At 40.6% G+C, this 25805-nt stretch carries 24 protein-coding genes; 14 read left to right on the top strand and 10 right to left on the bottom strand.

Annotated elements, in window-relative coordinates; all coding sequences use genetic code 11:
• Window positions 1-22: 22 nt before the first annotated feature.
• A complete protein-coding gene (locus ABIB50_RS06970) occupies window positions 23-2248 on the bottom strand; it encodes a heavy metal translocating P-type ATPase (RefSeq protein WP_429378397.1) in 2226 nt (741 codons plus the stop codon).
• 173 nt (window positions 2249-2421) lie between these two features.
• Here ABIB50_RS06970 and ABIB50_RS06965 point away from each other — a divergent pair, with 173 nt between their 5' ends.
• A complete protein-coding gene (locus ABIB50_RS06965; RefSeq protein ID WP_429378395.1) occupies window positions 2422-3141 on the top strand; it encodes a TylF/MycF/NovP-related O-methyltransferase in 720 nt (239 codons plus the stop codon).
• An 8-nt stretch (window positions 3142-3149) separates the two neighbouring features.
• On the opposite strand, the gene ABIB50_RS06960 is transcribed toward ABIB50_RS06965, so the two are convergent.
• The 4 genes from ABIB50_RS06960 to ABIB50_RS06945 form a co-directional block, all read right to left on the bottom strand.
• Window positions 3150-3671 (bottom strand): hypothetical protein, encoded by a 522-nt coding sequence (locus tag ABIB50_RS06960; RefSeq protein WP_429378394.1) that lies wholly within the window; start codon window positions 3669-3671, stop codon window positions 3150-3152.
• Between the two features lie 105 nt (window positions 3672-3776).
• Entirely contained in the window at window positions 3777-4199 is a 423-nt protein-coding gene (locus ABIB50_RS06955; protein WP_429378392.1) for a hypothetical protein, read from the bottom strand.
• 273 nt (window positions 4200-4472) lie between these two features.
• Window positions 4473-5723 (bottom strand): MFS transporter, encoded by a 1251-nt coding sequence (locus ABIB50_RS06950; protein WP_429378391.1) that lies wholly within the window; start codon window positions 5721-5723, stop codon window positions 4473-4475.
• Window positions 5724-5766: 43 nt separating this feature from the next.
• Window positions 5767-6243 (bottom strand): rhodanese-like domain-containing protein, encoded by a 477-nt coding sequence (locus tag ABIB50_RS06945; protein ID WP_429378389.1) that lies wholly within the window; start codon window positions 6241-6243, stop codon window positions 5767-5769.
• A gap of 47 nt (window positions 6244-6290) precedes the next feature.
• Between ABIB50_RS06945 and ABIB50_RS06940 the strand changes: the two genes are divergently transcribed.
• Window positions 6291-6911 carry a class I SAM-dependent methyltransferase gene (locus tag ABIB50_RS06940; RefSeq protein WP_429378387.1) on the top strand — a complete coding sequence of 207 codons (621 nt, stop codon included), beginning with the start codon at window positions 6291-6293 and terminating at the stop codon, window positions 6909-6911.
• A gap of 4 nt (window positions 6912-6915) precedes the next feature.
• On the opposite strand, the gene selD is transcribed toward ABIB50_RS06940, so the two are convergent.
• Both selD and mnmH read right to left on the bottom strand, forming a co-directional pair.
• Window positions 6916-7956, bottom strand: coding sequence for a selenide, water dikinase SelD (selD, locus tag ABIB50_RS06935; RefSeq protein WP_429378386.1), 1041 nt, complete (start codon window positions 7954-7956; stop codon window positions 6916-6918).
• Complete coding sequence (gene mnmH, locus ABIB50_RS06930) at window positions 7949-8989, bottom strand: tRNA 2-selenouridine(34) synthase MnmH (protein ID WP_429378385.1); 1041 nt, start codon at window positions 8987-8989, stop codon at window positions 7949-7951. The genes selD and mnmH overlap by 8 nt, the downstream gene beginning before the upstream one ends.
• A 768-nt stretch (window positions 8990-9757) precedes the next feature.
• Here mnmH and ABIB50_RS06925 point away from each other — a divergent pair.
• The 7 genes from ABIB50_RS06925 to ABIB50_RS06895 are packed head-to-tail and all read left to right on the top strand — an operon-like array spanning window position 9758 to window position 14191.
• Window positions 9758-10249 carry a hypothetical protein gene (locus tag ABIB50_RS06925; protein WP_429378384.1) on the top strand — a complete coding sequence of 164 codons (492 nt, stop codon included), beginning with the start codon at window positions 9758-9760 and terminating at the stop codon, window positions 10247-10249.
• Window positions 10250-10282: 33 nt separating this feature from the next.
• Entirely contained in the window at window positions 10283-10618 is a 336-nt protein-coding gene (locus ABIB50_RS06920; RefSeq protein WP_429378382.1) for a hypothetical protein, read from the top strand.
• A gap of 42 nt (window positions 10619-10660) precedes the next feature.
• Window positions 10661-11254: a hypothetical protein gene (locus tag ABIB50_RS06915; protein WP_429378380.1), complete on the top strand. Its 594-nt coding sequence runs from the start codon at window positions 10661-10663 to the stop codon at window positions 11252-11254.
• An 11-nt stretch (window positions 11255-11265) separates the two neighbouring features.
• Entirely contained in the window at window positions 11266-11484 is a 219-nt protein-coding gene (locus tag ABIB50_RS06910) for a PRTRC system protein C (protein WP_429378378.1), read from the top strand.
• Between the two features lie 57 nt (window positions 11485-11541).
• Window positions 11542-12675: a hypothetical protein gene (locus ABIB50_RS06905; protein WP_429378376.1), complete on the top strand. Its 1134-nt coding sequence runs from the start codon at window positions 11542-11544 to the stop codon at window positions 12673-12675.
• On the top strand, window positions 12672-13388 hold the full coding sequence (locus ABIB50_RS06900) for a PRTRC system protein B (RefSeq protein WP_429378374.1): 717 nt from the start codon (window positions 12672-12674) through the stop codon (window positions 13386-13388). Before ABIB50_RS06905 ends, ABIB50_RS06900 begins: the two co-directional genes overlap by 4 nt.
• A complete protein-coding gene (locus tag ABIB50_RS06895; RefSeq protein ID WP_429378372.1) occupies window positions 13385-14191 on the top strand; it encodes a PRTRC system ThiF family protein in 807 nt (268 codons plus the stop codon). The genes ABIB50_RS06900 and ABIB50_RS06895 overlap by 4 nt, the downstream gene beginning before the upstream one ends.
• 136 nt (window positions 14192-14327) lie before the next feature.
• On the opposite strand, the gene ABIB50_RS06890 is transcribed toward ABIB50_RS06895, so the two are convergent.
• Together ABIB50_RS06890 and ABIB50_RS06885 are read right to left on the bottom strand one after the other, a co-directional pair.
• The gene (locus ABIB50_RS06890; RefSeq protein WP_429378370.1) at window positions 14328-16250 is read right to left on the bottom strand and encodes a restriction endonuclease; all 1923 of its coding nucleotides are present in this window, start codon (window positions 16248-16250) and stop codon (window positions 14328-14330) included.
• Between the two features lie 84 nt (window positions 16251-16334).
• Entirely contained in the window at window positions 16335-16511 is a 177-nt protein-coding gene (locus ABIB50_RS06885) for a helix-turn-helix domain-containing protein (RefSeq protein ID WP_429378472.1), read from the bottom strand.
• A gap of 106 nt (window positions 16512-16617) precedes the next feature.
• Between ABIB50_RS06885 and ABIB50_RS06880 the strand changes: the two genes are divergently transcribed.
• From ABIB50_RS06880 to ABIB50_RS06860, 5 genes are all read left to right on the top strand, one after another.
• Window positions 16618-18033, top strand: coding sequence for an ATP-binding protein (locus ABIB50_RS06880; protein ID WP_429378368.1), 1416 nt, complete (start codon window positions 16618-16620; stop codon window positions 18031-18033).
• Window positions 18023-20677 (top strand): Z1 domain-containing protein, encoded by a 2655-nt coding sequence (locus ABIB50_RS06875; protein WP_429378367.1) that lies wholly within the window; start codon window positions 18023-18025, stop codon window positions 20675-20677. Before ABIB50_RS06880 ends, ABIB50_RS06875 begins: the two co-directional genes overlap by 11 nt.
• Window positions 20670-21614 (top strand): PD-(D/E)XK motif protein, encoded by a 945-nt coding sequence (locus ABIB50_RS06870; protein WP_429378365.1) that lies wholly within the window; start codon window positions 20670-20672, stop codon window positions 21612-21614. Before ABIB50_RS06875 ends, ABIB50_RS06870 begins: the two co-directional genes overlap by 8 nt.
• A 2-nt stretch (window positions 21615-21616) precedes the next feature.
• Entirely contained in the window at window positions 21617-23656 is a 2040-nt protein-coding gene (locus ABIB50_RS06865) for an AIPR family protein (protein ID WP_429378363.1), read from the top strand.
• Window positions 23657-23780: 124 nt separating this feature from the next.
• Complete coding sequence (locus tag ABIB50_RS06860) at window positions 23781-24842, top strand: DNA cytosine methyltransferase (protein ID WP_429378361.1); 1062 nt, start codon at window positions 23781-23783, stop codon at window positions 24840-24842.
• Here the strand turns inward: ABIB50_RS06860 and ABIB50_RS06855 are convergent.
• Window positions 24831-25805, bottom strand: a complete 975-nt coding sequence (locus ABIB50_RS06855; RefSeq protein WP_429378360.1) for a hypothetical protein — start codon at window positions 25803-25805, stop codon at window positions 24831-24833. The genes ABIB50_RS06860 and ABIB50_RS06855 overlap by 12 nt on opposite strands.

The following is a 25805-nucleotide window of genomic DNA, read 5'->3' as shown; positions in this document are numbered from 1 at the left end:
TGATTTATTGTTTGTTTATAAATTAATTGAGTTTTGCCCATTTTAGCCGCAAGCTGTTGCTCACCACCGAAACAGAACTTAACGCCATTGCCGCGCCTGCGATCATCGGGTTTAATAGAAAACCGTTCACCGGATATAAGATACCCGCTGCAAGCGGAATGCCTATGAGGTTATAGATAAAGGCCCAGAACAAGTTTTGCCGGATGGTTTGTACCGTTAGCCTGGACAGCCGCAACGCTTTTGGCACCTGCATGAGGTCTGAAGAAACTAAAGTTATTCCGGCCACATCCATGGCGATATCAGAACCTTTTCCCATCGCAATAGAAACATCTGCTTGTGCCAGCGCCTGACTATCATTGATGCCATCGCCGATCATGGCAACGATTTTTCCCTGTGCCTGCAAAGCTTTGACAAAGTCGGCTTTCCCGGATGGTAAAACATCTGCCTGGTAATGGTCAATGCCCGCTTCTTTAGCAACAGCCGCAGCCGTAACCTGGTTATCTCCGGTTAGCATATAAACCGCAATACCCTGATTTTTCAATGCTGCAACGGCCTTAGTAGACCCATTTTTTATTCGGTCTGCAATAGCTGCAATAGCCCGTACTTGCCTGTCATCGCCAAAGTATATCACCGTCTTGGCCTGTGACAACAAGCCTTCGATGCGTGATTGCAGATCAGCCGGGATAATCATTCCGCTTTCTTCAACCAGCTTATGACTGCCTGCCTGGTAGTTTCCGCCCTGATATTGTGCTTTAACGCCCCGGCCGGTTAGGCTTTCAAAGCCGGTGATCTGTACAAAGCTGCTTTTTTCTTTTTGCAGATATTCGACGATGGCACCCGCTAAAGGATGTTCAGATTGCTTTTCTATTTCCCTGAATATGGACTTGTTGTTTTCTATTTCTGTTAGATCGCTCGTCCAGATCAGGTCTGTCACTACCGGATTTCCTTCGGTGAGTGTGCCCGTTTTGTCCAGGATAATCGCATTTACTTTATGCCCTTGTTCCAGTGCTTCTGCATCTTTAATCAGGATACCGTTTTCAGCACCCTTGCCGATACCTACCATCAGCGCCGTCGGCGTAGCCAGTCCTAACGCGCATGGGCAAGCAATCACCAGCACCGTAACCATCGCCAGTAACCCTTGTGTACAAGCATATTGACCGCCAAAAAAGAGCCAGATCACTAAAGTTACCAGCGCAATTCCGATCACAATGGGCACAAATATGCCTGCAATTTTGTCCACCAATTTTTGTACCGGTGCTTTAGAGCCTTGCGCATCCTGCACCAATTGAATGATCTGCGCCAACATCGTTGCTCCCCCAACTTTTTGCGCTGTGAAACGGAAACTCCCTTTTTGATTGATCGTACCCGCATATACCTGGTCCCCGGCTTTCTTTTCAACCGCAACGGGTTCGCCCGAGATCATGCTTTCGTCCACAAACGAATGGCCATCGTAAAGCAACCCATCGACAGGTATCTTTTCACCTGAACGCACTAAGATCTGATCGCCGATCTGAACATCAGCAATTGGAGTTTCTATCTCACCGTTAGGTGTAATCAAAAGGACGGTTTTAGGCTGTAGCCCGATCAGCTTCCTGATAGCAGAGGAAGTATTGGATTTTGCCCGTTCTTCTAATAATTTGCCGAGCAGAATAAAGACAATCACGACGGCTGCGGCTTCATAGTAGACATGCGGGTGCAGTCCTCGGCTATGCCAGAATTGAGGGTACAGGGTGTTGAAAACACTAAATAAAAAAGCGATCCCCGTAGAGAGTGCCACAAGGGTATCCATATTTGCCCTGCCGTGACGCGCCTGCTTCCAGGCACCAACAAAAAAGTTCCGGCCAAAAAGAAATAATACCGGGGCAGTTAATGCGAGCATGATATAGTTGGCATACGGCAGGTCCATGAAGAACATACCGATCATGACTACCGGAATGGTCAGCATAGCTGACCAGGTCAATTTAGTTTTTAATTGCTGATAATGGTTTTGCTGCACTTCTTCCTGCAAAGCTTTACCGTTGTCGATATCTAAAATAAGGTCGTAGCCTATAGACTGAACCGCTTTTTGAAAGTCGGAAGGCTTTATGATCTGGGGATGAAAAGCTACTTTAACTGACTGGCTGGCATAGTTCACTTCGGCCTTTTCAACGCCTTGTTGTGCGCTGATCATCGATTCAACGCTTGCTGAACAGGCGGCACAGGTCATGCCGGTAACCGGGAAAGTAAGCGTTTGTGTATCTGGTTGCATGATTTATTTTTACAATACAAATTTACGCCATGAATACAGCCCTGCTTTACAGGATTCTGTTTGAGATTTATAGAATACCGTTATTTCAAGAAGATTTAAGGCAAATTTCCTTATTATTGAATATTGGTTTATAGTATCAACTAATGTCTAAACACACTATTTAATTCAAGCAGATGGACAATTATTTCCTTGTTAAAAAACCTTACGCCGTAAACGAAAAAAAGCGCTCCGCATTAATTGAGTTTGTAAATAAAGGGTTACGGTTCATGCAAACCGGTTATCAGGTAAAGCAGCTGGATACCAATATTGATATGAACACCGCTGAGCAAAGGATCAATTATTATCATTTACTGGATTCGGTCATTTTCAACGGTGTACCTGGCGATGTTGTTGAATTAGGGTGTTTCACCGGCCAATGCGCACTTATTTTTGAAAAGGTGATCGAGCTGAATGCCTCTGATAAGCAACTGCATCTTTACGACAGCTTTTTCGCATCGTTTAAGGTTAAAGGAAGCGTTGAAGAAGAACTGAAAGCCAATTTTAGTAAGGCCAAATTAAAACAGCCTATTGTACATAAGGGGGACTTTGCAACGACCCTGCCAAATGAACTGCCCAAAGAAATTGCATTTGTGCACATTGACTGCGGTTTTGGCGGCGATAAACTCGAACACAAGGCGGTAATGTTGCATTGCTTTGAAAGTATCTATCCCCGGATGTCAAAAAATTCGATTTGTATCATGATGGACTATTTTGATTCGGCAACCGGCGTGGAAGGCCTTGATATTAATCCTGGCGTAAAATTAGCTTACGATGAATTTTTCGCGGATAAGCCAGAAAAGATCGTTTGCCTTTGGGGCAATCAATATAATCATGCTTACTTCCGTAAAGTTTAATCAAACCATCACATCCGGCGGTATTTGATTTGGTTGTTTTGTTCCCAAACGAAAAGGTTGGCGGCTGAGTTAACAGGCACAGCTTTTAGATATCCGCCTGTTCCGACCATCCTTGGTGTTTTTTGAGGGAACGCGATCATATTAAGGGTGTCCCTATTCTGGTAAGTGATCAACGGATTAGTTCCACTGCCTGAAATACTGCAGGTTCTTCCTTTGGCCAGATAGGTTTCCGGTTTATTCGAAGTAGCATAATAGATATTTCCCTTTCGCTGCCATACCGTCTGCACCGCGTTTGCCGGGCTGATCCGCAGGCCACCGCCATCCATCGGGCAGCCATTCACTTTCCAGGTATCTATACCCGTCTTTTGTGCTGCTGCAAAGGTCAGTCCATTGTCTGACGAACGGGTTACATATAAATCACGCGAACCGTTTAACCAGTTCCGGAACATGATAGCGACCGAAGAACCATTTACGGCAATACTGGGTTTGCAGCATTCACATACATGCTGATCAGGCGACTGATAGATCATTCTGTTTTTAGACCAGCTGAGGGCTTTACCGGACAAGGACGCAAAATAGATCTGGTTCTGCTTGCCGGTCCGAATATCGAGCCAAACTGCATAAAAGTGATCCTGTCAGTCTGCGGCGATGCTCATTAACCCTTCGGGGGCTGAACCTGAACGATCATTGATCACACCCATTTTTTTCCATTGACCTGCCCCACGGTTCAGTCGAAACCAGTGTATTGCTCCGCTTTTATCTATTGCCGAGATCACCGAATAGTTTTTAGAACTGGCTAATTGCGGCCCCCGGGACATGCCCAGGTGCATATCGGGAACATTAGCAACCAATACCGGCTTTCCGAAAGAAACACCATGGTCGGTGGACGTGGCGCAAAAGATCTGATCACCTGATCCAAATACAACTCTTATAGTTCCTTTATTATCAACACTAACCTGTGGTTGCTGTCCCTGACCGATTGAATTCTTGTTATCCGATAAAGAACTTAAGGTCAGTATCATCATGAATGATAATAGTAATAGGTACGGTTTTCTCATTGTATGAAAATATAAGTTTTGGAAAGTTACAATATTAACCTTAAACGATTATATGCAGATAGAAGTACGCCAGGCAAAGATAATCAGGAGTTTACCTTAATTGAAACAGGGATTTATTAGCTCGCATTAAATAAAAGATAAATAGATCAATTATCAGTGTTTATAATAAAAGGATATTGAAGCTACACAAGGCCGCGGCCAGCTAATTAGGACTACACGCGTAAACGGGTTGTGGAAAAAGTAGTGTTCCTATTGCGTAACAAACAGAAGCATTTAAAGACTTATGATTTTTTTTGCTCTTTTAGTAAATAACAAAGCAATTCCCAAAAGGAAGAATGCGACGACCCCTCCATATAAAAAATCCTCGCCCGGATAATGGCTGCCCATAAAGCCCGCTATAGGATAAGCGACGGCCCACCAAAGGTGCGAAAAGGCAAAGTGCGATCCATAAACCTTGCCCTGTTCATTTTCAGCAATATTTTCACCGATCAGGGTTTCCGAAGGCATTTCCGCAAGGCTTTGACCTAAGCCCGCAAAAAGCCATAATATCAGCATACCCGGGTAACCGACAAAATTGGTGATGGAAATGGTGATCGCCAACACCGTCGCGCCAATGATCAATGATAACCTGCGTGATTTGGTTTTATCTAAACTGCCGGCCACAAATGCTGCTATACTGGCACCGATCCCAAATGCCGACATCACCCAGCCGTAATGCTTATCGTCTAAATGTAAGCCGCTTTTAATATGGCCTATGGTGTTCACCAATATTTGAGCTCCCGCAATCGCTGAAACAAATTCTATGAACAATGCAAAGCGGATCAGTGGATTTTTAAATAATAGCCTTACCCCTTTAATAGCGTCATGCCAGGCGGTAAATGTCTTTTCATTTTTCTGTACCGCGTGCTGTAATTTGGCTGCCGGAAGCATCAATATCAGGATGGCGGCGATAACGAACGAAGCGGCATCAATAAAAAAGATATCTCTTGCGCCAAACCACACCGCAAGTATTCCCGCTAAACCGGGCCCCAATACGCCTAAGATCTGAAACGTTGCTGTAGACAAACCTACTGCCTGCCTGTAATTAGCATGATCTACCACTTGCGGTATAACTGCGCGATAGGTAGGCGTAAAAAAGGCATTAAATATGTTAAGTAAAAAAACGAGCACATAGATCTGCCACTCCTGATCGACAAAAGGCAAACACGCAACAATCGCCATTCGGATAAAGTGAGTCACGTATAGAATAATTTTTCGACTCATTCGGTCAGCCAAAACGCCCGCGAAGGGCGAAAAGATAATAAAGGCAGTAACCCGCAGGGTTAGTGCTGTCGCTAAAATAACAGCTGATTTTTCTTTACCAAACTGATAGGATAATAAAGCCAATCCAACCCAGGTAAAAGCGTCGCCCAGTAAACTAATGGACTCAGCAAAGTATAATAGAGAGAATATCCGATTTTTTAAGACCTGAAAGGATTCTTTTAGCGCGTTTAGCAATGACCTGGACCTAACTGCTTTATTCATTATTTTACCTGGGATCTTTTGGATAAAGGCAGCCGGATTTATATCAGCTTCCTGCTAACGGATAACCTTTACCGATCCAATTGGTTTGCAGGTTAACGGGAAGGTTTAACAACTTAACACTGGTAAACCCCATTTTCTTTAACTCCAGGAAAGCCGGCCTGATATTAGGGCATTTAGAAAAAGGGCAGCAACCGCAATAAATAACGATCCCTGTATTTTTAGGCAGCGTAGCCACCATACTTTTTAACGCTTTCAGGTTTTCTGATTTACCAGCCGCACCAATATGTTTAGCTCCTTTAATGTCTTCAACCGCACCTATATTTATTATTAGCGGAAGGGTAACCGTGTTTGCTTTGATACTGGCAGCAAGTGCAGCAGGCTCTATTAGTTCACTGTCTGTCCAGGGATAATTATTCAGAACGGTAGGTAAAGCTCCCGGGGATGTCTGCGCTTTAGCTGTTGACACCCATAGTCCGACTATGATAAGGCAAAAAGTTGTTAGGCGTATTTTATTTTTCATTTAGGTGAAATTATGATGACCTTTATTACCGAGATCGGATTTTATTTATGAAAGATAATCAAAAAGCACACTGGGATAATGTTTATTCCAATAAAACTTCTGAAGAGGTAAGCTGGACACAGGCGGTGCCCCAAACATCTTTGGATTTTATTCACGGGTTTAAGCTATCTAAAAGTTCAAGTATCATTGATATTGGTGGGGGCGATAGTAAACTGGTAGATTTCCTTTTACAGGAGGGCTTTCAGAATATTACTGTTTTGGATATCTCCGAAGCCGCGATCAACAAAGCAAAAGCCAGGCTTGGCGAACAAAGCAAATTGGTTAAGTGGGTAGTTTCTGATATTACCGAATTCAAAACAGACGAACATTTTGACCTGTGGCACGACCGTGCCACTTTCCATTTCCTGACCCGGGAAAGCCAGGTAGCAGCTTACCTGAAAATAGCAGGCAATTCAATCAGTAGCTATATGGTTGTAGGTACATTTTCAGAAAACGGGCCGGAAAAATGCAGTGGCCTGCCCATAAAACAATATACAGAAGATCAGTTAAGATCACGGCTACAAAAAGACTTTGAAAAAATCAGATGTATTAATGAAGATCATATCACGCCTTTTCAAACCAAACAAAACTTCCTGTTCTGCAGCTTTAAAAAGCAAAGTGTCAATTAATAAATTAGACCACCGTTATTAATGGCCGGTTGTTTAGAGGCTCGAACCAACCGATAGGGGCCAAATTATGCCCTATGCTTTTTAGTTCCGCCTCAAACGCCGCAGCACCCTCCTCCGCAACGGCTACCAGCAGGCCGCCGCTTGTTTGCGGATCAGCCAGGATATATTTCTGTTCTTCGGTCAACTGCCCAATTTTGCTTCCATAGCTTTTCCAGTTACGCTCAGTACCGCCCGGAAAGCATTTTTGTTCTAAGTAGCCCGCTAACGATGGGATCACCGGGACTTTATCAAACTCAATGATCGCCGCTAAACCACTGCCCTCGCACATTTCTGAAAGATGGCCTAATAAACCAAAGCCGGTAACGTCAGTCATGGCTTTTACATGATCCATTCGGCCAAATACTTCGCCCAACTTGTTTAAAGTGGTCATGCTACTTAATGCAATCGCTGCATCTTCCGGTAACAGCACACCCCGCTTTTGAGCAGTTGATAAGATGCCTACACCCAAAGCTTTTGTGAGGTATAACCGGCAACCCGCAGTGGCTGTTGAATTCTGTTTAAGCTGTGAAATATTCACTATACCATTAACCGCTAAACCAAATACCGGCTCGGGGCAATCAATACTATGGCCCCCTGCTAATGTTATACCTGCTTCGGCGCAAATAGCGCGGGAGCCCTCCAATACTTTTTGAGCGACTTCCGGCAGCAGTTTATCAATCGGCCAGCCCAAAATAGCAATGGCTAATACCGGTTTACCGCCCATAGCATAAACATCGCTGATCGCGTTAGCAGAAGCGATACGCCCGAAGTCATAGGCATCATCCACTATCGGCATAAAAAAGTCTGTCGTAGAGATTAAGGCCGTACCGTTACCCAGATCTAAAACCGCTGCGTCGTCTCTTTTATCATTACCAACCAACAACCTCGTATCCGGAATTGCAGCGATAGGGCTGTGCAGTATCTTGTCGAGAATTGCGGGGCTGATCTTACAGCCGCAACCTGCACCGTGTGAATATTGAGTAAGTTTTATGGTTTGATTATCCATTAGTAATATGCGTATTGACTGTAAAATTTAATAGGTGATAGGCCTGGTTAGCGATAGCGGAATCGTTTAATTCTAATGAAAAGACCTTCTCCGGGTTTCGCTTATTTAAACCGGTACGATAGGTTTTATCATAATAAACCAGCACTATCTTCACAAAATCTCTCATGCGGCCTTCCATAATGGCTTCAATAGCGTATTTGGTTTGTTCGGGGCCAAGCCGTTTTCGGATACGTTCGGTAGATTCCATCAGGAAGTTTTTATCTAAAGACCCGTATTCAGCAGCCAAACTGTTAACACGCAGCTGCAAATTAACCTTTATATCAATCATCGGAGCACCCCGCATTTGGTGCCAGAATGAATTGGGTATAGAACGTTTGCCTATGGTCAGGCTTTCATCTTCTACCCAAATTCTTTGATGATTATCCAATCCTTTTAGCTTATCGGCCAGGTTGTTTTCAAATTGTTCCTGTGTTGGCTGCACCATTTTATTCATGCTGCCATAGGATGAACCCTGATGCTGTGCCAGATCTTCCAGGTCTATCACTTGTTCGCCCATTGCTTTGAGCTGTTGCAATAGCTTTGTTTTACCTGAACCGGTCATCCCACCCAGAATTTGAAGCTGATAGGTTTTCTCAAATTGCTGATGCACCCAGCCGCGATATTTTTTGTAGCCACCTTGTATCAGATAGACATCGAAACCGTAGAGATCAAGCGCCCAGGCCATTGCCCCGCTGCGCATACCGCCGCGCCAGCAATGCACTCCTATCTTTTTGTCCGGTGCAATAATCAAAGCCTCTTTAATAAAGCCCGACCATTTAGAACCCGTGAGATCAAAGCCTAAAAGGATAGCTTCTTCACGGCCGACTTGCTTGTAGGTCGTACCTACGCTGACCCTTTCTTCATTACTGAACAGCGGAAGGTTGAATGCGCCCGGCACATGCCCGTGTTCAAATTCAGCCGGTGTGCGTACATCAACCAAAGGGACGATGTTATGAAGAAGCAGGAAATCGTTAACTAAAATCGACTTGGTCATTCAAAGCAAAGATACGTTACAAATTAAATAATGGAGGCGGCAAACTAAGGAAAGCAATTAACGCTTAAATTTTTTATTTATATAGCTGTTTTAGTGTAAATGATTATCTATTGGTTCCCCTTTAATCCGTCCGTTAACTTAGCCTGTATGAGGCAGCCCCCTATGTCTTGTTTTGAGTATTTAAGGGGCCGGGCTGATCCGCTGTATCTTCTATCGAAGGATGCCGCTGCCATCCCTGCTGCATTCACCCATGCCCTCCAATCAGGCTCATTCATTCGCTATGCTGCATTTCTTCGCCAGATTCCCGGTCCCGCAGCAAGAGCCTGCCTGCCGGATGCCCCGCCCGCTTTCCCGAATAAGACCGTACGCTCCGCTTAACCAGGCTTATTCCTCGCGCTCATCCGGCAGGCAGGCACTTACTTCCCCTGGAATAAATTGCTCCGGTTTTATTTTGACATGGATTTATTTGCCTTGATAAACCAGGGAGGTGATGCGGGGCATTTGTTGATTTAATTTTTACGCGAACGGGTAAAAAGCGCAGCTAAATTGTTGACCGTTTTCTTTTTTGGAGGATGCCAAAAGCTTACGGCATAATGAATAAGCTCGTTCCTCACCTATTCAGCCTCCGGCACTTATTCCGTTTCCTTTTGTCTTGCTGCGGTCACCATGTGCGGCTTTCTTTTTTCCCTTTTTCTTTTAAAAATATTAATCAGGACAGGCAAGGCGAAGAAAGAGGCGAAACAGATTTATTCACTCAACAAAAAGGACATGGCAAACTGGTGCAGTAACACGGTAGAATTTATTGGCGAACACAGCCAATTTGAGTATTTGGAAGTGCTTTTTACAGCGATGGCTGCAAAAGAAAAAAAAGAAGGCAAAGGGCAGTTACCCGCCTTTGTAAACGAAAAAGAGACAGGATACCTTTTTGACACCCGATGGGAAGAGGGCATCCTGTATTACGAAACGAAATGGTCACCCAAATTCGGAGTAATGAAGCGCATAGCCGAACATTTCAGCATAGGCTTTATTCACCGATACGCCGAACCGGGAAATATGGTCTATGGCGAAGCATCTTACAAAGATGGTGTATTTACGGATGTTTTCTTAGAAGCTGAAGACTACGAACTGTGCGGGTTTAATGAAGATACGGACACCTATTCTTTTGAAGGCAGCACTTACGAAAGCAATGAGGAGATACTGGAAATCCTTTTGGAAAGGAAGAAGGCAGTTCAGGCATTGCAGAATTTGAAAAACGACTAATAATAATATCCCATTACTTTAAAATCAAATAACATGACACGTTCTAACATACACATCACCCTAAGCAACGGCAGGAAAATCAAATGTGTTGCCGACAGCAGCAGCGCACCTGAACAGGGTTATATCGTGGAAGATTTAATACTCCCCCTATTGGCATTAGACGATGGCACAGCCGAATTAAAGCTGTTAACGGAACATTGTACAATGGACGAACAGCGGGTAAACGCCACCTACCGATATGAGATCAACTTGCTGAAAAAGCGGGTTTCCTTCTATGAAGAAAAGTATGACTTCGGTAAGGACAAGTTTGAACGGGGCGAGGATATAACGCAACGCTACAACGACTACCTCTACCTGATTAAACCCTGAGAACAGGCATTTAAATAATTACAAATCATTAAAATCAATAACATGACCACTAACTTTTTTGAAATCATAGCCGGGCTGAACATCCCCGGCAACTGGAAAATCACCATCCAAACAGAAGACAACCTTGAATTTACTGTATCTGCTTTGTTTACGTCACTGCAATGTGGGGATAACGCTGCTAAAGCTATCCCGCCTATGTTGCTCAAAGGAACTGCCCCCGAACTGAACGATGGCTTTTTTGAAACAATAACCGTCCCCGTACAGCAAACCGCAGGTTTGTATTCCAACATGGAAAGCTACCTCAAAGGATTAGAGGCTGCTAAACTGGCATCCAAACAGGAACAAGACAACAGGGAACGGGCAAAAAAACAAGCTGCTGCTGCCAGTAAGGATAACGGCGACATCATCGTTCCCGATGCCAAAGTGCTAAAAGAGGAAAAAAGAAAAGCTTACGATGATGCCATGCAGGAAGTGGCGGAACTGATTAAAAAACTAAAGTTCAGCGATGCCTTGAACATCCTTCCATCCGTAACCGATTACCCGCATAAGGAAGGCGAGCTGAAGAAAAAGACCGACTACCTGAAAACGCAAATAGCACTTTACGAAAAAGCCCTTATCAATTTTAACGCAGAATAAACCATATCACCATGTTATTAACCAGCATATTACCACGGGTGTTTTTACACAAAGAGAACGGGCAGGAAGTCCGTTTAACCGACCCCAACAAAAACTTTAGCCCCGAAGCGGTGCTGAACTTTTACTCGGGAACTTATCCCATTCTCACCACCGCCAAAATAAACGGCCCTGAAATCAAAAAGGATGAGATACAATACTGCTTCGTTTCCACCATCGGTACGAAAGGATAAACAGATGAAAATGATAAACAGCAACGGCAGGGTACAACCGCCTAAAACTTCAAAACAATGCAAACTCTATCAGCAACTACAGGCATTCAGCAAAGACTTAGACCGCTTACCCGATGCGAGAGAAGTCAGCCGGAACAAACCCCGTTCAGCCCCTGCGGGTTTACTGCCAATGGTTTTTTAAACCATTGCTTTTTACCGCTATATGAACCCGCTGCCGAACTGCCTGTGATCAAGGATTTGGAAACGGGGGTGTTTAACTCCCTTTCCATCCTTGAAAAACAATACGATATAAAAGTAATGGATGTCAGCGATAAGCCCTATCCCTACAATATCTTACTGGCTTACTGGAATGCGGAGCAACAGGTTTGTAAAGGTAAAAGCCAAACAGAACTATACATCATTTGCGATGATAACGACAATGTGAAAATGGCGACCAAAGAATATGTGTCAACAGGGCATACACTTTACTATATCCCCATACTGCCTCTGTACCGCTTGTTGAAAAGTGGTACAGATAAGCGGAGCGCAGAATTATTGCTATCCGTTTGCGCTTACCTCTATCATATTACGGGTATACCTTATTACCGGGATGAGGACAGTTTTCTGTTTTACCACTACGAAATACTGGAGGACTGGATTGAGAATGACGTAGACCAAATGGATGAACGGGATGTTAATTCAGAACGGTCAGCCCTGCGTTCCGCAAACCATTATGGCGACATCATGCAACGTAAACTGTTCAACAAATACCACCTCGACCATTTTGCGGAAAGGGTGCAACAATTCCATGCGCATAGCCCTTTTGCAGAGGAAAGCCTAAAACTGGCAAAAAGCACTTTAGACCTTTGGGCTTCCTTTCCGAATGGCAATTTATTCCGTCACGTTAATGATGGTTTTCCCGAAAAGGACGAACGAGAGGAAGAAGAGGATGAATATAATGAGGAAGAAGAGAATAGTCCCATATTGCTATCCGAAATAGTCCACTTCATTGCTGAAAATGAGGGCAGTTTATACGATAGCCTTGCCGAAATGGTCAATAGCGAATTCAACGAAAAGAGCAGCACCCAGGAGCCTGTATTGGTAAAGGTTTATGACGGGCAACTGGCTGGCAACACGGACACCCTTGATTTTGAACGCCGTCTTTTTGGCCTCATTGATAATTTATGTATCCTTTTAGATGATCTACCATGAAGAACCTGACCAAAGCCTTTGGTTCGCTTTACCATCCCCAAAAAGCCTTACTCATTTATCAACAGGATAGTGGTGAGAAGAAAGTGTATATTGAAAGCTATGATATAGACCCGCAAGGTCAACCCATCAACGCTCATCCGCTTTCGGTAACCGAAGGGGCTGCTTTGGCGAAAGCCTTGCATACGAATGAAAGTAAGCATACCGCCTTTTTAAAACCTGTAGGTTTATTGCCGAATAACCTGCTGTATCTCCATACCGAAAGAAACGGGTACGCAATCTGGCATACGCCCAAACAAAATAGGAAGCTGCTTTTTAAAGCGGAATTAGGTGTTGCTAATGGGTATGCCAACCTACCTGCCTTAATATGGAAAGCGACAAAGGAAGGGCTTGCTATTTATGCGCTGACGGATGATAAGGATATTAATTTAGATACCGAACTCTATCATGCCCCTTTCTTTAATACCTACCATGACGGCAGGGTGTGCATGGGCAATGTCGCCATTTCCATCAGCAAGAATTGTGGTTTAGAAGATTTTATAGCGCAATGGGAACAAGCCTTTTTTAACAGCTATTTCAGCCACATGATGCAAAACCATAACCCAATAAAAGGGAACATGGTGCAGCTATGGCAAAGCCTTATCGGTACTAAAAAGCAATTCCCCCTGAAATCCTTAATACCTCATCAAAAAACACTTAAACGCCTCATCAGATGAACACACAAACCGCCATTCATATCACTGATAACTACCTTATCAACCCAACCAACCCCATTACCATTAACCTTATTGGTGCAGGTGGTACAGGGAGTAACATGGTGATGGCTTTAGCCAAAATGAACCATGCCCTCACCGCTTTAGGACATCCTGGCTTACAGGTTTATCTCTATGATAATGACCGGGTAAGCGAAGCGAATCAAGGCAGGCAGCTATTTGCGGATAGTGAGCTCGGTATGTTTAAATCCGTTGCGCTCATTAACCGTATCAACCGCTTTTTTGGTACGAACTGGAAAGCGGTAACGGAATTGTTTCATCAAACGGCGTTGAATACCTTTCCTAATAATGGTAAGGCTAACCTGTATATCTCTTGTGTGGATAAAGTAGCCGCCCGTATGAATATAGCGGAAATATTAAAAGGGATTTCCGTTGACTCCCGCTATGAGCGTAATAAACCGCTTTACTGGATGGACTGCGGGAACAGTAAAGATACCGGGCAGGTGATCCTATCCACGATTGAAGCGGTTAAGCAACCGGAATCTGAACAGTACCGAACCGTTACCAAGCTACCGATGGTAACGGATGAATTTAAAGGCTTACTGGAAACATCGGAATTGGATGATGATACCCCAAGTTGTTCCGTAGCGGAAGCACTTACCAAACAGGACTTATTTATCAATTCTACTTTAGCCAACCTCGGCGCATCGCTGTTATGGTCATTGTTCCGTGAGGGTATGATATTCAACCGGGGCTTCTTTCTGAACCTTAAAGAGTTCAGGACACAGCCGTTGAAGGTGGGTTAAGTAGTGCTTAGACAACCGTTGTATAGGGCGCACCTAAAAATGCCGGCGGCACCGGCTCTGCCGGTACCCTTTCACCGCCTGTTTATAGCTTAGGTTTGGGATTAAACAGACGGTGCTTTTAAAGTACGGGGGATTGCTATAAATTTTTTTTGGCAAAATTGTTCACCAGATATTCTATTTCGTTAAAGGTGACTAAGAACTCCTTGAGATATTCTAATGCCAGGACATTACTCGGTTCTGTTTTTTCTTCCCTGTAGCGGATACATATAGTAATTGGGTTATTTAATATTCCAATATCCATCATCTTTTTCCCGCGAAAAGTAAAAATGTCAAATAGCAGTGAGGGCAATTCGTTTGTATGGCTATTCATTGTCGTTTGCCCTCTCAAATTGTCAAATCCATTAAGATTATCAAAAAGGTACTTAAATTTCAATAATTCTATCGCCAATTCGTACCCGGTATTCTTTTCAAGTTTTAACTCCTTCTGAAGCCAGAAAACACGGCCAGGTAAATCAATTGGAAATCCTACCTTATTCAGATCGGAACGATACATGGTAGTGGTTGGTGGGAGATCATTTTGTACTTCTGCTAATAACTTATCTCTGTCTTCGCTTGTAATCAATAGTATCTCTAAACCTAAAGATTTTAGCTTTATTTCAATTTTGGTGATTTTATCAGGTTCGGTGTCCGGCGGGATGCCCCAAATCAATGTATCCTGGTCTTGTTGAACAGCTACCCATTCAGTTGGTAAGATCCTGCGAACCCGCATTAATAACTTATTATCTACACCTACAACCGCTTTAAAGTTGTAGTCTTTATAGGTTTTTAAATTTCCAATTTGAATGACCTGGTTGTTATAAACATCTGCCGGGTTTAACTTTTCGTCGAACAATTGAATAACCTGTACGTCCGATTCTTTATGTATCCAAATGGTATCGTCATCTTCATCTGTACCTGCTAATGAAAACTCATTTGGATCAAGCCGGCAGTAATCCAACTCGTTAATGAGCTCTAATTTCTGATTTTTTACATAAGTCGTGCCGGAATCAAAAGTGATCTGCCGGGGTTCACCAATATCATGCAGGAAGATAAACGCGGTTGAATGGCTACCAATTAAATGCCACCATTTTTCATTTTCGATTCCCGGTAAATTATTTTTAAATAATAACTGGATGATTTGATCCTTAATTAACGCCGGAGAATACTTGTCTATAGCATCACCCATCGTAACCTTTACAGATAGGACACGAACCGCCTGGTGAAGCAAACCAATATCGTCTTTAGGGTTTATATAGTGCACCCCCAATTGGGAGTCAATTTGCACACCAGTTTTTATTACTATTGAAAAATCTTTAAATGAACCGTTATAAAGATTCTGATCGCTATCTTTAGTGATAGTGGTTTTGTTTACTAAATCTTCCAATATCTCCGGCAAATATTCATGATCGCTTTCAGCGTGTTCAACAGGAAGTAACCTGATGCTTATATAAAACTGAAATGAGCGCAGGAGATGTGTTTGTCCGAGGCCGCTAAACCACTTATTTAATATATCGCTATTGTTTTTAATCTTTTCCCATAGTCGAAGATCGTTCCAATAATCAATAGCTATCATGTTTTCTTTATCCGGCCATCCTCTTTCATACTCCTTGTCAGTAACATATTTTTTGCCTTGAGGAGTTAAATCACCGTTGGTTACAAATATTGCCTCTTTACAATCTTTGCGTAAGCAAGCCGCAACCATTAAATCCAATTCGTCCCCGCTGTAATGTGAACTGATATTGATAGTATGTTTACATTGGGTTAAGCATCTTTGCCCTTTAGGGTTAATGGTCAGAATATCTTGTTTTTCATCACCCGGCCCATCAGTAATATCAAAAGGTGTGTGATGTTCCACCTTGATTAAAACATCCAGGACAAATTCCGGAAATTTCTTGTAAGGGATCTGACTGAGCATTTTATAGATGTTCTCCTTCAGCGGATTAGTGGTGATCATATCAAGATCATCAGGTAACGTATGATAAAAGTGTTCGGTGATTCCGCTGACGATTTGATGAGGCATGGTTTAGCTTTTTTTGAAAATTAAACTTAGTGGTTTAATTTCAATATTTATTAAATCATGCCGTTATTAAAACCGTGATTTCGATTAAAAATCCATTAATTCCTTTAATGGTATTTCTAAACCAGTTGAAAGTTCCATCAATGTATGAAAGGTCATATTAATTTCGCCCCTTTCATAGCGCACAATATCGCTATGCTCAATGTCGCATTTGGCTGCTAATCTTCTTAACGAAAGGTTTTTGCTTTTTCGCAGGGCTTGAATTGTACGGCCGAATTTAATTAATCCAAGAACATATAATTAAATTCGTATAACTATAAAATATGGTACTTTTATAAATTCAGACCTATCTTACCTGATGCCTTATACCATGTTAAAAACTGAGTTGGTTAATCCTAATGTTGGAAATTTCATTGAATCAATAAGAGATATCGGATATTCATTTGAAGTTGCTGTTGCAGATTTAATAGACAATAGCCTGACCGCTGGTTGTAGTGATCTACAAATTATAATGGTTCATCAGCCTGAACTCATATTTTCTATATTGGATAATGGATTCGGAATGTCCGAAGATCAACTTGTAGAAGCAATGCGATTAGCATCAAGAAGCCCAAATGAAATTAGAAATAAAAATGATTTAGGTAGGTTTGGACTTGGTTTAAAGACAGCCTCTTTTTCACAGTGTAGGAAACTCACAGTAATATCCAAAAAAGACGATACTTTTTCCTGTAGGCAGTGGGACCTCGACTATATTTCTCAGAAAAACGAATGGTTGCTAATAACGCCGGATCAATACGATCATCTCCCTTTGTTTAGTGAATTAAACGCGTTAAAATCTGGAACCTTGGTTTGCTGGCAACTTATTGACCGATGTGACAAAAACAATCTTACCAATATTATTGATCAAGTAAGAAAACATCTTGCGCTTGTTTTTCACCGATTTCTTGAAGGTTCAGACCAGAAGATGGTTAAAATGAAAATTAATAACAACGCTATACCCCCATTTAATCCTTTTAACATTAACCATGCAGCAACCCAGCAACTACAGCTGGAAAAGATTAAGATATTCTCGTCTGATGTGAATGTCCAGCCTTTTATACTACCTCATCATTCTAAGCTTTCACAGAAGGAATATGACTTTTATGCAACGGAAGAAGGGTACATAAAATCACAGGGGTTTTACCTTTACAGGGGAAACAGAATTCTGATTTATGGAACATGGTGGGGGTTGCATAAGATGGTTGACGCCCATAAACTTGTCCGTATCAAAATAGATATCCCAAATGATATGGATTCCCTGTGGGGTATTGATATTAAAAAGTCAATAGCCAGACCAGCCGAAGCTATAAAGAATGACCTTAGAAGAATTATAGGTAGAGTTACTGAAATTGGATCAAAGCCTTTTACAGGCAGAGGTCGGAAAATCGAAGATAAAACTGTAATCCAGTTCTGGGAAATAATGCCCTTAAACGATGATTTTCGTTTTGCAATTAATTCGGAGCATCCACTTTTAAAGGATCTTGAAAATGAGCTTGCCCCTGCAGTTATTGAAAAGCTTCATATATTTCTTAAAGGCGTACAGGCGTACCTGCCTCTTGATGCCATTCAATTTAAACTTCAAAACAGCCCTCATCTTCTAAAACAGCAGGCCGCACTTTCTGATAGTGATGTCGAAGAATTGACAGAAAGACTTTTAAGTTCAGGACTTCCGAAGTCTTATATTGAAGAATTACTGAAAACAGAAATCTATATAAACCGAAAAGACCTTATCAGAAATGCAGAATAATCCATATCAAGACGTTAAGCAGTATGTTTTTAATAAACTGAACGATGCTCCAAGTCCGCTGTCCAAAACAAAAATTAGCGAAGAAATTAGTAACTTGAGAATGGTTATTTCTTCCGTAGATAAACAAGTTTTAAAAGCGATTCTTTCAGTACCTGATTTTGAAAACCTTTCAGAAGATGACTGGAAAAGAATGGCCTGGGAATTTGAAATACACTTCGATGTTGAAATGAAACACGGGTTTCTGATCCAGGGTGATGACCAACAGGAGCGGGACAATAAATGGTGGACTCAGATTTCTAAACAAGCGACCGATACATATTACTGGGACAGATACAGCACTTACCTTTCAAAATCACTTCCTCCAGAGGTGGTTAAAACAATAGATACGGATACCGATATCGTAATGAACAACATCGAAAATCCTACAAGTGCCGCTTTTTCTCGTTATGGTATGGTTGTAGGTCATGTCCAGTCTGGGAAAACAGGTAATTATTCAGCCCTAATCTGCAAAGCAGCAGATGCTGGTTATAAATTTATTGTTGTGATTGCAGGTGGAATAAATAATCTCAGAGATCAGACTCAAGAGCGTTTAAACGAATCATTTATAGGTCAGACAAAAGGCGTTCAGGTCGGAGCGGGAAAGGGAAATACCCGCAACGAATCAATGCCGTATAGCCTCACAACTGTTGAAAGTGATTTTAATAAACAGGATGCTGACAGGCTGGCTCAGGGTCTTAATTTTGATAGTATTAATGTTCCGGTGTTACTTGTTATTAAAAAGAACACAAGAACCCTGGCTAATGTTATCGACTGGCTGGAACAGCAGTATAAAGGAAAAGGAATTAATCACGCAATGCTGGTAGTGGATGATGAATCTGATTACGCTTCAATCAATACAAAAGAAGAAGATGATCCAACAAAAATCAATCTAAGGTTAAGAAAACTTTTAAGTCTTTTTAATAAATACGCTTATGTAGCCTATACTGCTACTCCATTTGCAAATATTTTTATTGATCATAAAGCTACTCACTATGATGTCGGACAGGATTTATTCCCCAAGGATTTTATTTACGCGCTTGATGCTCCGTCCAATTATTTCGGTGCTCGTAAAATTTTCATTGAAAACTCCGATCAATTCCTCGTGCCAATTGAAGATTATGAAACAAGTATCCCATATAGCCATAAAAAGAATTTCACGATAACGGAACTTCCCGATAGCCTCCTCGATGCCATAAGAGTTTTTGTCCTGAACATAGGAATAAGACACCTCAGGGGGCAAGCGAGTAAACACAACAGTATGTTAATTCATGCTACCCGGTTTACAGATGTTCACAAGCTACTTGCTGCACTTATTGAAGTTTATGTTAAGGATATTAAAAAGCATATTGTCGCATATGCTAAACTCCCAGATGTATTGGAACAAAGTGAAATTATATTCCATATAAAAAGGACATTCGAAAACCATCTTTCCGAGGTCGAATTTTCCTGGGAAAAAGTACTTGCGATACTACCATCTCTAATTGAATCACTGATGGTACGTGAAGTACATCAGAAAACTTCTGTTCCTCTTGAGTACAGAAAAGAGTCCGCTACAAATGCAATAGTTATTGGAGGAGCAAGTCTGGCCAGGGGATATACAGTTGAAGGTTTAAGTGTAAGCTACTTTTTAAGAAATACTATTTACTATGATACCTTAATGCAGATGGGCAGATGGTTTGGCTATCGCCCAGGATATGAAGACCTGTGCAGGATATTTATGCCATCTGACCGAATAACTGATTTTGCCAGAATAATTATGTCAACGGAAGATCTTATAGCGGATTTTAAATTGATGTCTGAATACAAGAAAACGCCTAACGATTTTGGGTTAGCGATTAGAGAATATCCAGATAGTGCATTGCAGATCACAGCTAGGAATAAACAGAATCACATGGAAGAATTCTGGTATGATATGCGATTAGATGGTATGTTAAAAGAAACGAGCTATTTAAGAAAGGAGCCTGAGATTATTAAGAATAATTTAATGGCGATAAGAAATCTGCTTGATCACCTTCCTGAACCTGCTAACACTGAAGGTACCAAAGTCTGGAAACATATAGACAAGGACGTCGTCAGGAAATTTATAAAGAGTTTTCAGACTTTTGACGGCGACAAGCTAGGGCTAACATCGAGAATGCCTATTGCCTTTATTCATAAATATCTTGATGAACGCCAAACTGACTGGGACATCGCCTTGTATAGCGGATCGTCAGAAGATCAATTCATACACAATGATATTATCATAAAAAAGCAACATAGGAAAATAAAGCTAAAAAATGGAGTTTACGAGGTGCAGAACAGACAAGTGTCATCCGGAAGTGCTGAAGGAGTTACTATAGACAATGAAGCTGTAAGGAAACTTTTAAAAAATGACCGCAAAGCCCAGCGCGCAAGTGAAGAACGGAGTCGGCCACTATTAATGTTGCATATACTTCAGGCAGAAGAATCAGACTCTTCGGACTATATTGATGAAATCGCTGCTTTCGGTGTTAGTTTCTCAGGGAGTGTTTTGAGCGGACAGCCGCCAATTAAGCTTTGGATCAATTCTGTTTATTTTGACGGCTTAGCCGAGAGCCTTAAAAACGAAAGTGAGAGTGATGACTAAACCAACTGAAAACCCATGGCTTAGAATGATGGCTGATACTTCCCGAAGAGTAAATGCTGAAACAAAGTACGACTTTTTCTGGATAACTGACAATCGTACCAGATATGGGCTATTGATCAAATTTAATTTTTTGTTGACAGATGTTGAAATAAACAGGACAGTTAAGGGAATTTCCGTTGTTACTCTTTCTGAAGATAACTCGGGCAAATATTATCTTATTTTAAACGATAACAGAGACTGGGAAATATTTCTTTTGGTTTGTACAGATTTGGTTAACGTTATAAGTAAATGTAATGATGAGTTCAGCATGATCCCGCTAATAAATCAGCGGATAAAAAGATGGCAGAAATTTCTAAGTGAAAATAATACTGCTTCAATGCCTGAAATTCTCCAAATGGGTCTATTAACGGAACTTCATTGTATGTTTTATGCTTTGGTGCCAGTTTATGGGTACAAAGATGCTGTATTAGGTTGGGTTGGTCCTGATCAGGATAAAAAGGATTTTTCACTTAAAGAGCTTTTTATTGAAGTAAAATCTTTTATTTCGAGCAAAGGAAGAACCGTGAAAATTTCTTCTATTCAGCAACTGGATCATGAAATTAAACCTCTTTATTTAACTGCTTATGGTCTCACAAAGACTGAGAGAGGAGTATCCGTTACGGACATGGTTGGTTTTATAAATGAAATTATTTCCGCTGATGATTATGAAACAAGGGAAGTCTTTGAAAATCGGCTCGCGGCCTACGGCTTTATTCAGAATATAACTGAGCCACCATTTTATACATTTTCAATAGATCTTGTCACGTCCTATCTGGTTTCAGATAATTTCCCCAAAATTTCATCGCAGAATCTTGATAGCAGAATTGTTAATGTCCAATACACAATTGATTTGACTAAATGTACTTCATTTGAAGCGTTTTTACCTATTACTAATTAATTATGGCAGCAATAGAGGAATTTCACCAGGATTTTTTACAGTCCATTTTAAGTGATGCTGATAGTAGGGGTCTCCTGAAAGCACAGTCTTTCTTTGAAATTGTATGTGAAGATCTTGTCAGCGTTGGTGACCTTACGAATAATTACTCTCCGGCAACCTATATCAAAAAAGGGCTGGAAACTTACGGCTACGATTACGACGAGGAAAGGAAGATACTTACAATTTTAAATCATCATTTTTTTCAGGATGACAGTATTCAGACTTTAACTAAGACACAGATTGAGGTGAAGTTTAACAGGCTTAAGACTTTTTTCTCCCGAAGTGTTGAAGGTCTTTATAGGGATATGGAGGAAACTTCTGAAGCCTATTCAATGGCTTATAACATTTACAAATACGTTGAAAAAAATCAGATTCACAAGGTAAGGCTGATGGTTTTAACTGATGGAAGGGCAACTCGAAATCTAATGGAACTTCCTTCTGTCACTGAGAAAAACATTCAGTTTGAGTTCAGGGTAGTGGACATCGAATACCTTAATAATATATACCAGTCGGAAAATAAGGTTGCAGTTTCTGATATCGAGGTTGATCTTCCTTGCCTTAAAATAAATGACGAAACCAATAGTTATCAGTCCTATTTAACAGTAATTAACGGCGATCTGCTGGTAAGTATTTATGAGGATCATGGGCAAAAACTATTTGAGCAGAATGTTCGAACTTTTCTTCAATTTAAAGGAAGCGTAAATAAAGGCTTAAAAACTACTATAGAATATCGGCCGGAAATGTTCTTTGCCTACAACAATGGTATTACGGCTACCGCCGAATCCGTCGAAATGGGCAAAGACGGTAATTTGAAAAAAATAAAAAATTTCCAGATTGTAAATGGCGGACAGACTACCTCGGCTATCTATGCTGCAAAAATGACATCGAACCTTGATGTTTCACAGGTTGCTGTTCAGATGAAGCTGTCCGTTGTCAAGAAAAGCGGCAATCAGGACGAATTTATTTCTAAGGTTGCCGAATATGCTAATACTCAGAATAAAATTAACAATTCTGACTTTTTTTCAAACAGTCCTTTCCATAAGGATATGAAGAATTATTCGGCAAGAATTTATGCACCAGCTATTGGGGGATCACAGAAAAGGACGCACTGGTTCTACGAACGTGTGAGAGGTGAGTATCTAAATAGCCAGGCCTATCTTAAACCTACCGAAAAAGCAAGATTTATATCTGAAAATCCAAAATCGCAAGTTGTCGATAAAACTTTACTGTCCAAAACCGAAATAATGTGGCGAAGGAAACCTGATATTGTTTCCAAAGGAGCACAAGAAAGTTTTAAGAAATTCGCAGATGACATTACTGAGATCCTGGAAAAAGATAATCTTGCAATAACAGAATCTTATTTTAAAGATGCAATCTGCAGAGTGCTACTTTTCAGAGAAACTGAAAAGTTGATATCTGCTGCACCTTGGTATGACGGAGGGTTTCGGGCTCAAACTGTAGCCTACACAATATCTTATCTATCCGCTCTCACTCAGGAATCCGGCCTTCACCTTAATTTTGATATGATATGGGAACTGCAACAGATTCCCGGTAGTCTTATAGCTATGTTACAGATGATTTCCGAACAGGTTTATCAGAAAATTACTCATCCGGCAACTGGTTATGCTAACATTACCCAATGGACAAAAAATCAGCTGTGCTGGGTCAGCGTACAGGAGATTGATATAGATTTTCCAGAACTCGATCCTAAATTATTTATTGAGAGAGACGAAAAGAATTATAAAATCAAAGAAAGTAAGGAACTCAAAGCGGTAGACAAAGGCATTGATGCACAGGTATTTGTACTTAAAGTGCTTGCAAAAGACTGGAACACTCTGTTTAAGTTTTACAATAATTATAAAGGGATAAAGAATTTAAGCACAATGCAACTTGACATGCTTGCAAAAATGGCAAACGGAAAAATTGAGTTTCCGTCAGAAAAGCAGTCTAAAATTTTATACCAGATTTATGACGGAGCGAGGCTTGAAGGTGTCGCTCTGTAGGCCTGATAAGAAAATAAAAATTACTTTTAAAAGTGATGCTTATTTATTATTTTCACAAATTGTAAGTTTTACTTGGAATAGCAAAATATTTTTCGTAATTGCCTGACCGTCAAAGAATTAAATAGTGAAAAACTCAAAAAAAATTGGCATTGATATATTTAGCGGTGCCGGTGGTTTAAGTTTAGGCGCTGAAAATGCCGGTATAAAGATAGGCCTCGCTATAGAAAAAGATCCATCGGCTGCAAAAACGTTTAGCACAAACCATCCTGGCGTTAAAATTTTGTGCGAAGATATTTCAGATATAAATCCCCAAACACATATTACAGACATACCCTTTATAATATTTGGTGGCCCTCCGTGTCAGGGTTTTTCATTGTCAAATACTAAAACACGAACATCTGAAAATGATAATAATAAACTTTTCAACGAATTTGTAAGGTTTGTTAAAGAGCTTCAGCCTGAGTGGTTTCTATTTGAAAATGTCGAGGGCATCACGACCTTCAATAAAGGTGAGACTGTAAAGCTTATTAAAGCATGTTTTAAAGAAATTGGCTACGAAACTACCGAAAAAGTTTTGTATGCCTCTGACTATGGCGTGCCTCAGCATAGAAACAGGTTTATAATGGTTGGGAATCGGTTGGGTAAAAATTTTGAATTTCCTGATAAATTCAATACTAAAGTTAGCGTAGAGGAGGCAATTTCAGATTTGCCCGATCTTATTAACGGAGATAAATTTGCCGAACTGCCTTATAAAAAAGACTTAAAAGACGTTAGTGGCTACGCAAAATCAATGAGGTCCAAATCAAATATTGCACGTCAAAATCTGGTTTCAAAGAACGAAGATTATGTATTAGAAAGATACAAGCATATTAAGCAAGGACAGAACTGGCGTGCTATCCCGTCCTCAATGATGGAAAATTATGCTAATGTGGATAACTGCCATAGTGGAATTTATAAAAGACTTGATGCAAATATTCCGTCTGTAGTTATTTCGAACTATCGGAAAAATATGCTTATTCATCCATTTCAAGATAGAGGATTATCCGTGAGAGAAGCAGCAAGACTTCAAAGCTTTCCTGATCACTTTATTTTTGAAGGGTCATTAATGCATGTACAGCAGCAAATAGGAAATGCCGTTCCGCCACTTTTAGCTGAGGCAATATTTAAAAAAATATTAACCTATTAGTTCAGCTAAATTGTAAGTCAAAAAATAATTTGAACCTTTCGAATAAGCGTTTATGTTATATTGATTTGCAGAAGCGTAACAGATCTGAATATCTTCGTTTTTTAATGCTGCAACGGCTACTCCCATAGTCGAAATCTTATTGTTTAAAGGCGAAACCACAATGTTGTATTTTTCACCATATTTTAAATACAAACCTTCAATCTGTTTTTGAGTTTCCTTAATATTTGTGCAAGAGAACTCAAATTCATCCATAAGTATAAATGAATGAGTTGAGGTTAATTGTTCGTATTTTGCATTGGCTATATTACTTAAATCCTGATTTATAGAATCTTGGCTTGACGCTTTGCCTAATATTAATTTGTTAGGTTCAAAGGATTGAATTATTTCATCTGCTCTTTCTTCTTCAAACCCACTTAATAGTATAAGTAAAAGTTCTTTTGAAGGAGAATGTAAGCCAGAATACCCTAACACTGATCGAATATCTCTAATGCCCTTGGTTAACCAAATTGAATTATCATCATTATTCGAATAGCTTTCTGCCGGAGTATAAACAAAATTTACGTTAAAAGAACTAAAAAACATCTCGGAAGAAAGTAACTTTAAAATGATTAGTAAAATTTCTCTTGTGAATGTGGTAATATCAATAACTACGTTGAATATTTTATCCTCTGTTTTTGAAATCAAAAGTTCAGAAAATAATTGATAAAACTTGTCATAGGTATTTAGCGGAGAGTTTTTCGGATAAATGACCGTAATTAAATCTGAAAGATTTTTTTTAATTGTTTCAAGATTATCCTCAGATATTTTATAAGTTTCTTCAATATGGAAAATTACTGCTTTTCCTATTAAACCGTCATTTAAATTTAAGCTTAAGAACGTTGAACGTTCCTCAAAACCTGATGAACATAGGTAAAGATCGATATTTCCTAAATAGCTTATAATATTTTCCTTTTCTACTTTCAT

This window comes from Mucilaginibacter sp. UYCu711 (assembly GCF_050433825.1).
In the GTDB taxonomy this organism is placed as follows: Bacteria; Bacteroidota; Bacteroidia; order Sphingobacteriales; family Sphingobacteriaceae; genus Mucilaginibacter.
This window is presented reverse-complemented; position numbering and strand designations above follow the sequence as displayed.

Bases quoted from the DNA above. Each gene is read 5' to 3' on its own strand.
- ABIB50_RS06950 (WP_429378391.1), bottom strand. From the start codon at position 5,723: ATGAATAAAGCAGTTAGGTCCAGGTCATTGCTAAACGCGCTAAAAGAA.
- ABIB50_RS06865 (WP_429378363.1), top strand. From the start codon at position 21,617: ATGGCAGCAATAGAGGAATTTCACCAGGATTTTTTACAGTCCATTTTA.
- ABIB50_RS06945 (WP_429378389.1), bottom strand. From the start codon at position 6,243: ATGAAAAATAAAATACGCCTAACAACTTTTTGCCTTATCATAGTCGGA.
- ABIB50_RS06915 (WP_429378380.1), top strand. From the start codon at position 10,661: ATGACCACTAACTTTTTTGAAATCATAGCCGGGCTGAACATCCCCGGC.
- ABIB50_RS06970 (WP_429378397.1), bottom strand. From the start codon at position 2,248: ATGCAACCAGATACACAAACGCTTACTTTCCCGGTTACCGGCATGACC.
- ABIB50_RS06900 (WP_429378374.1), top strand. From the start codon at position 12,672: ATGAAGAACCTGACCAAAGCCTTTGGTTCGCTTTACCATCCCCAAAAA.
- ABIB50_RS06875 (WP_429378367.1), top strand. From the start codon at position 18,023: ATGCAGAATAATCCATATCAAGACGTTAAGCAGTATGTTTTTAATAAA.
- ABIB50_RS06890 (WP_429378370.1), bottom strand. From the start codon at position 16,250: ATGCCTCATCAAATCGTCAGCGGAATCACCGAACACTTTTATCATACG.
- ABIB50_RS06925 (WP_429378384.1), top strand. From the start codon at position 9,758: ATGGCAAACTGGTGCAGTAACACGGTAGAATTTATTGGCGAACACAGC.
- selD (WP_429378386.1), bottom strand. From the start codon at position 7,956: ATGGATAATCAAACCATAAAACTTACTCAATATTCACACGGTGCAGGT.
- ABIB50_RS06920 (WP_429378382.1), top strand. From the start codon at position 10,283: ATGACACGTTCTAACATACACATCACCCTAAGCAACGGCAGGAAAATC.
- ABIB50_RS06880 (WP_429378368.1), top strand. From the start codon at position 16,618: ATGTTAAAAACTGAGTTGGTTAATCCTAATGTTGGAAATTTCATTGAA.
- ABIB50_RS06965 (WP_429378395.1), top strand. From the start codon at position 2,422: ATGGACAATTATTTCCTTGTTAAAAAACCTTACGCCGTAAACGAAAAA.
- ABIB50_RS06955 (WP_429378392.1), bottom strand. From the start codon at position 4,199: ATGAGAAAACCGTACCTATTACTATTATCATTCATGATGATACTGACC.
- ABIB50_RS06870 (WP_429378365.1), top strand. From the start codon at position 20,670: ATGACTAAACCAACTGAAAACCCATGGCTTAGAATGATGGCTGATACT.
- ABIB50_RS06960 (WP_429378394.1), bottom strand. From the start codon at position 3,671: ATGATCTATCAGTCGCCTGATCAGCATGTATGTGAATGCTGCAAACCC.
- ABIB50_RS06905 (WP_429378376.1), top strand. From the start codon at position 11,542: ATGCAAACTCTATCAGCAACTACAGGCATTCAGCAAAGACTTAGACCG.
- ABIB50_RS06855 (WP_429378360.1), bottom strand. From the start codon at position 25,805: ATGAAAGTAGAAAAGGAAAATATTATAAGCTATTTAGGAAATATCGAT.
- mnmH (WP_429378385.1), bottom strand. From the start codon at position 8,989: ATGACCAAGTCGATTTTAGTTAACGATTTCCTGCTTCTTCATAACATC.
- ABIB50_RS06910 (WP_429378378.1), top strand. From the start codon at position 11,266: ATGTTATTAACCAGCATATTACCACGGGTGTTTTTACACAAAGAGAAC.
- ABIB50_RS06895 (WP_429378372.1), top strand. From the start codon at position 13,385: ATGAACACACAAACCGCCATTCATATCACTGATAACTACCTTATCAAC.
- ABIB50_RS06940 (WP_429378387.1), top strand. From the start codon at position 6,291: ATGAAAGATAATCAAAAAGCACACTGGGATAATGTTTATTCCAATAAA.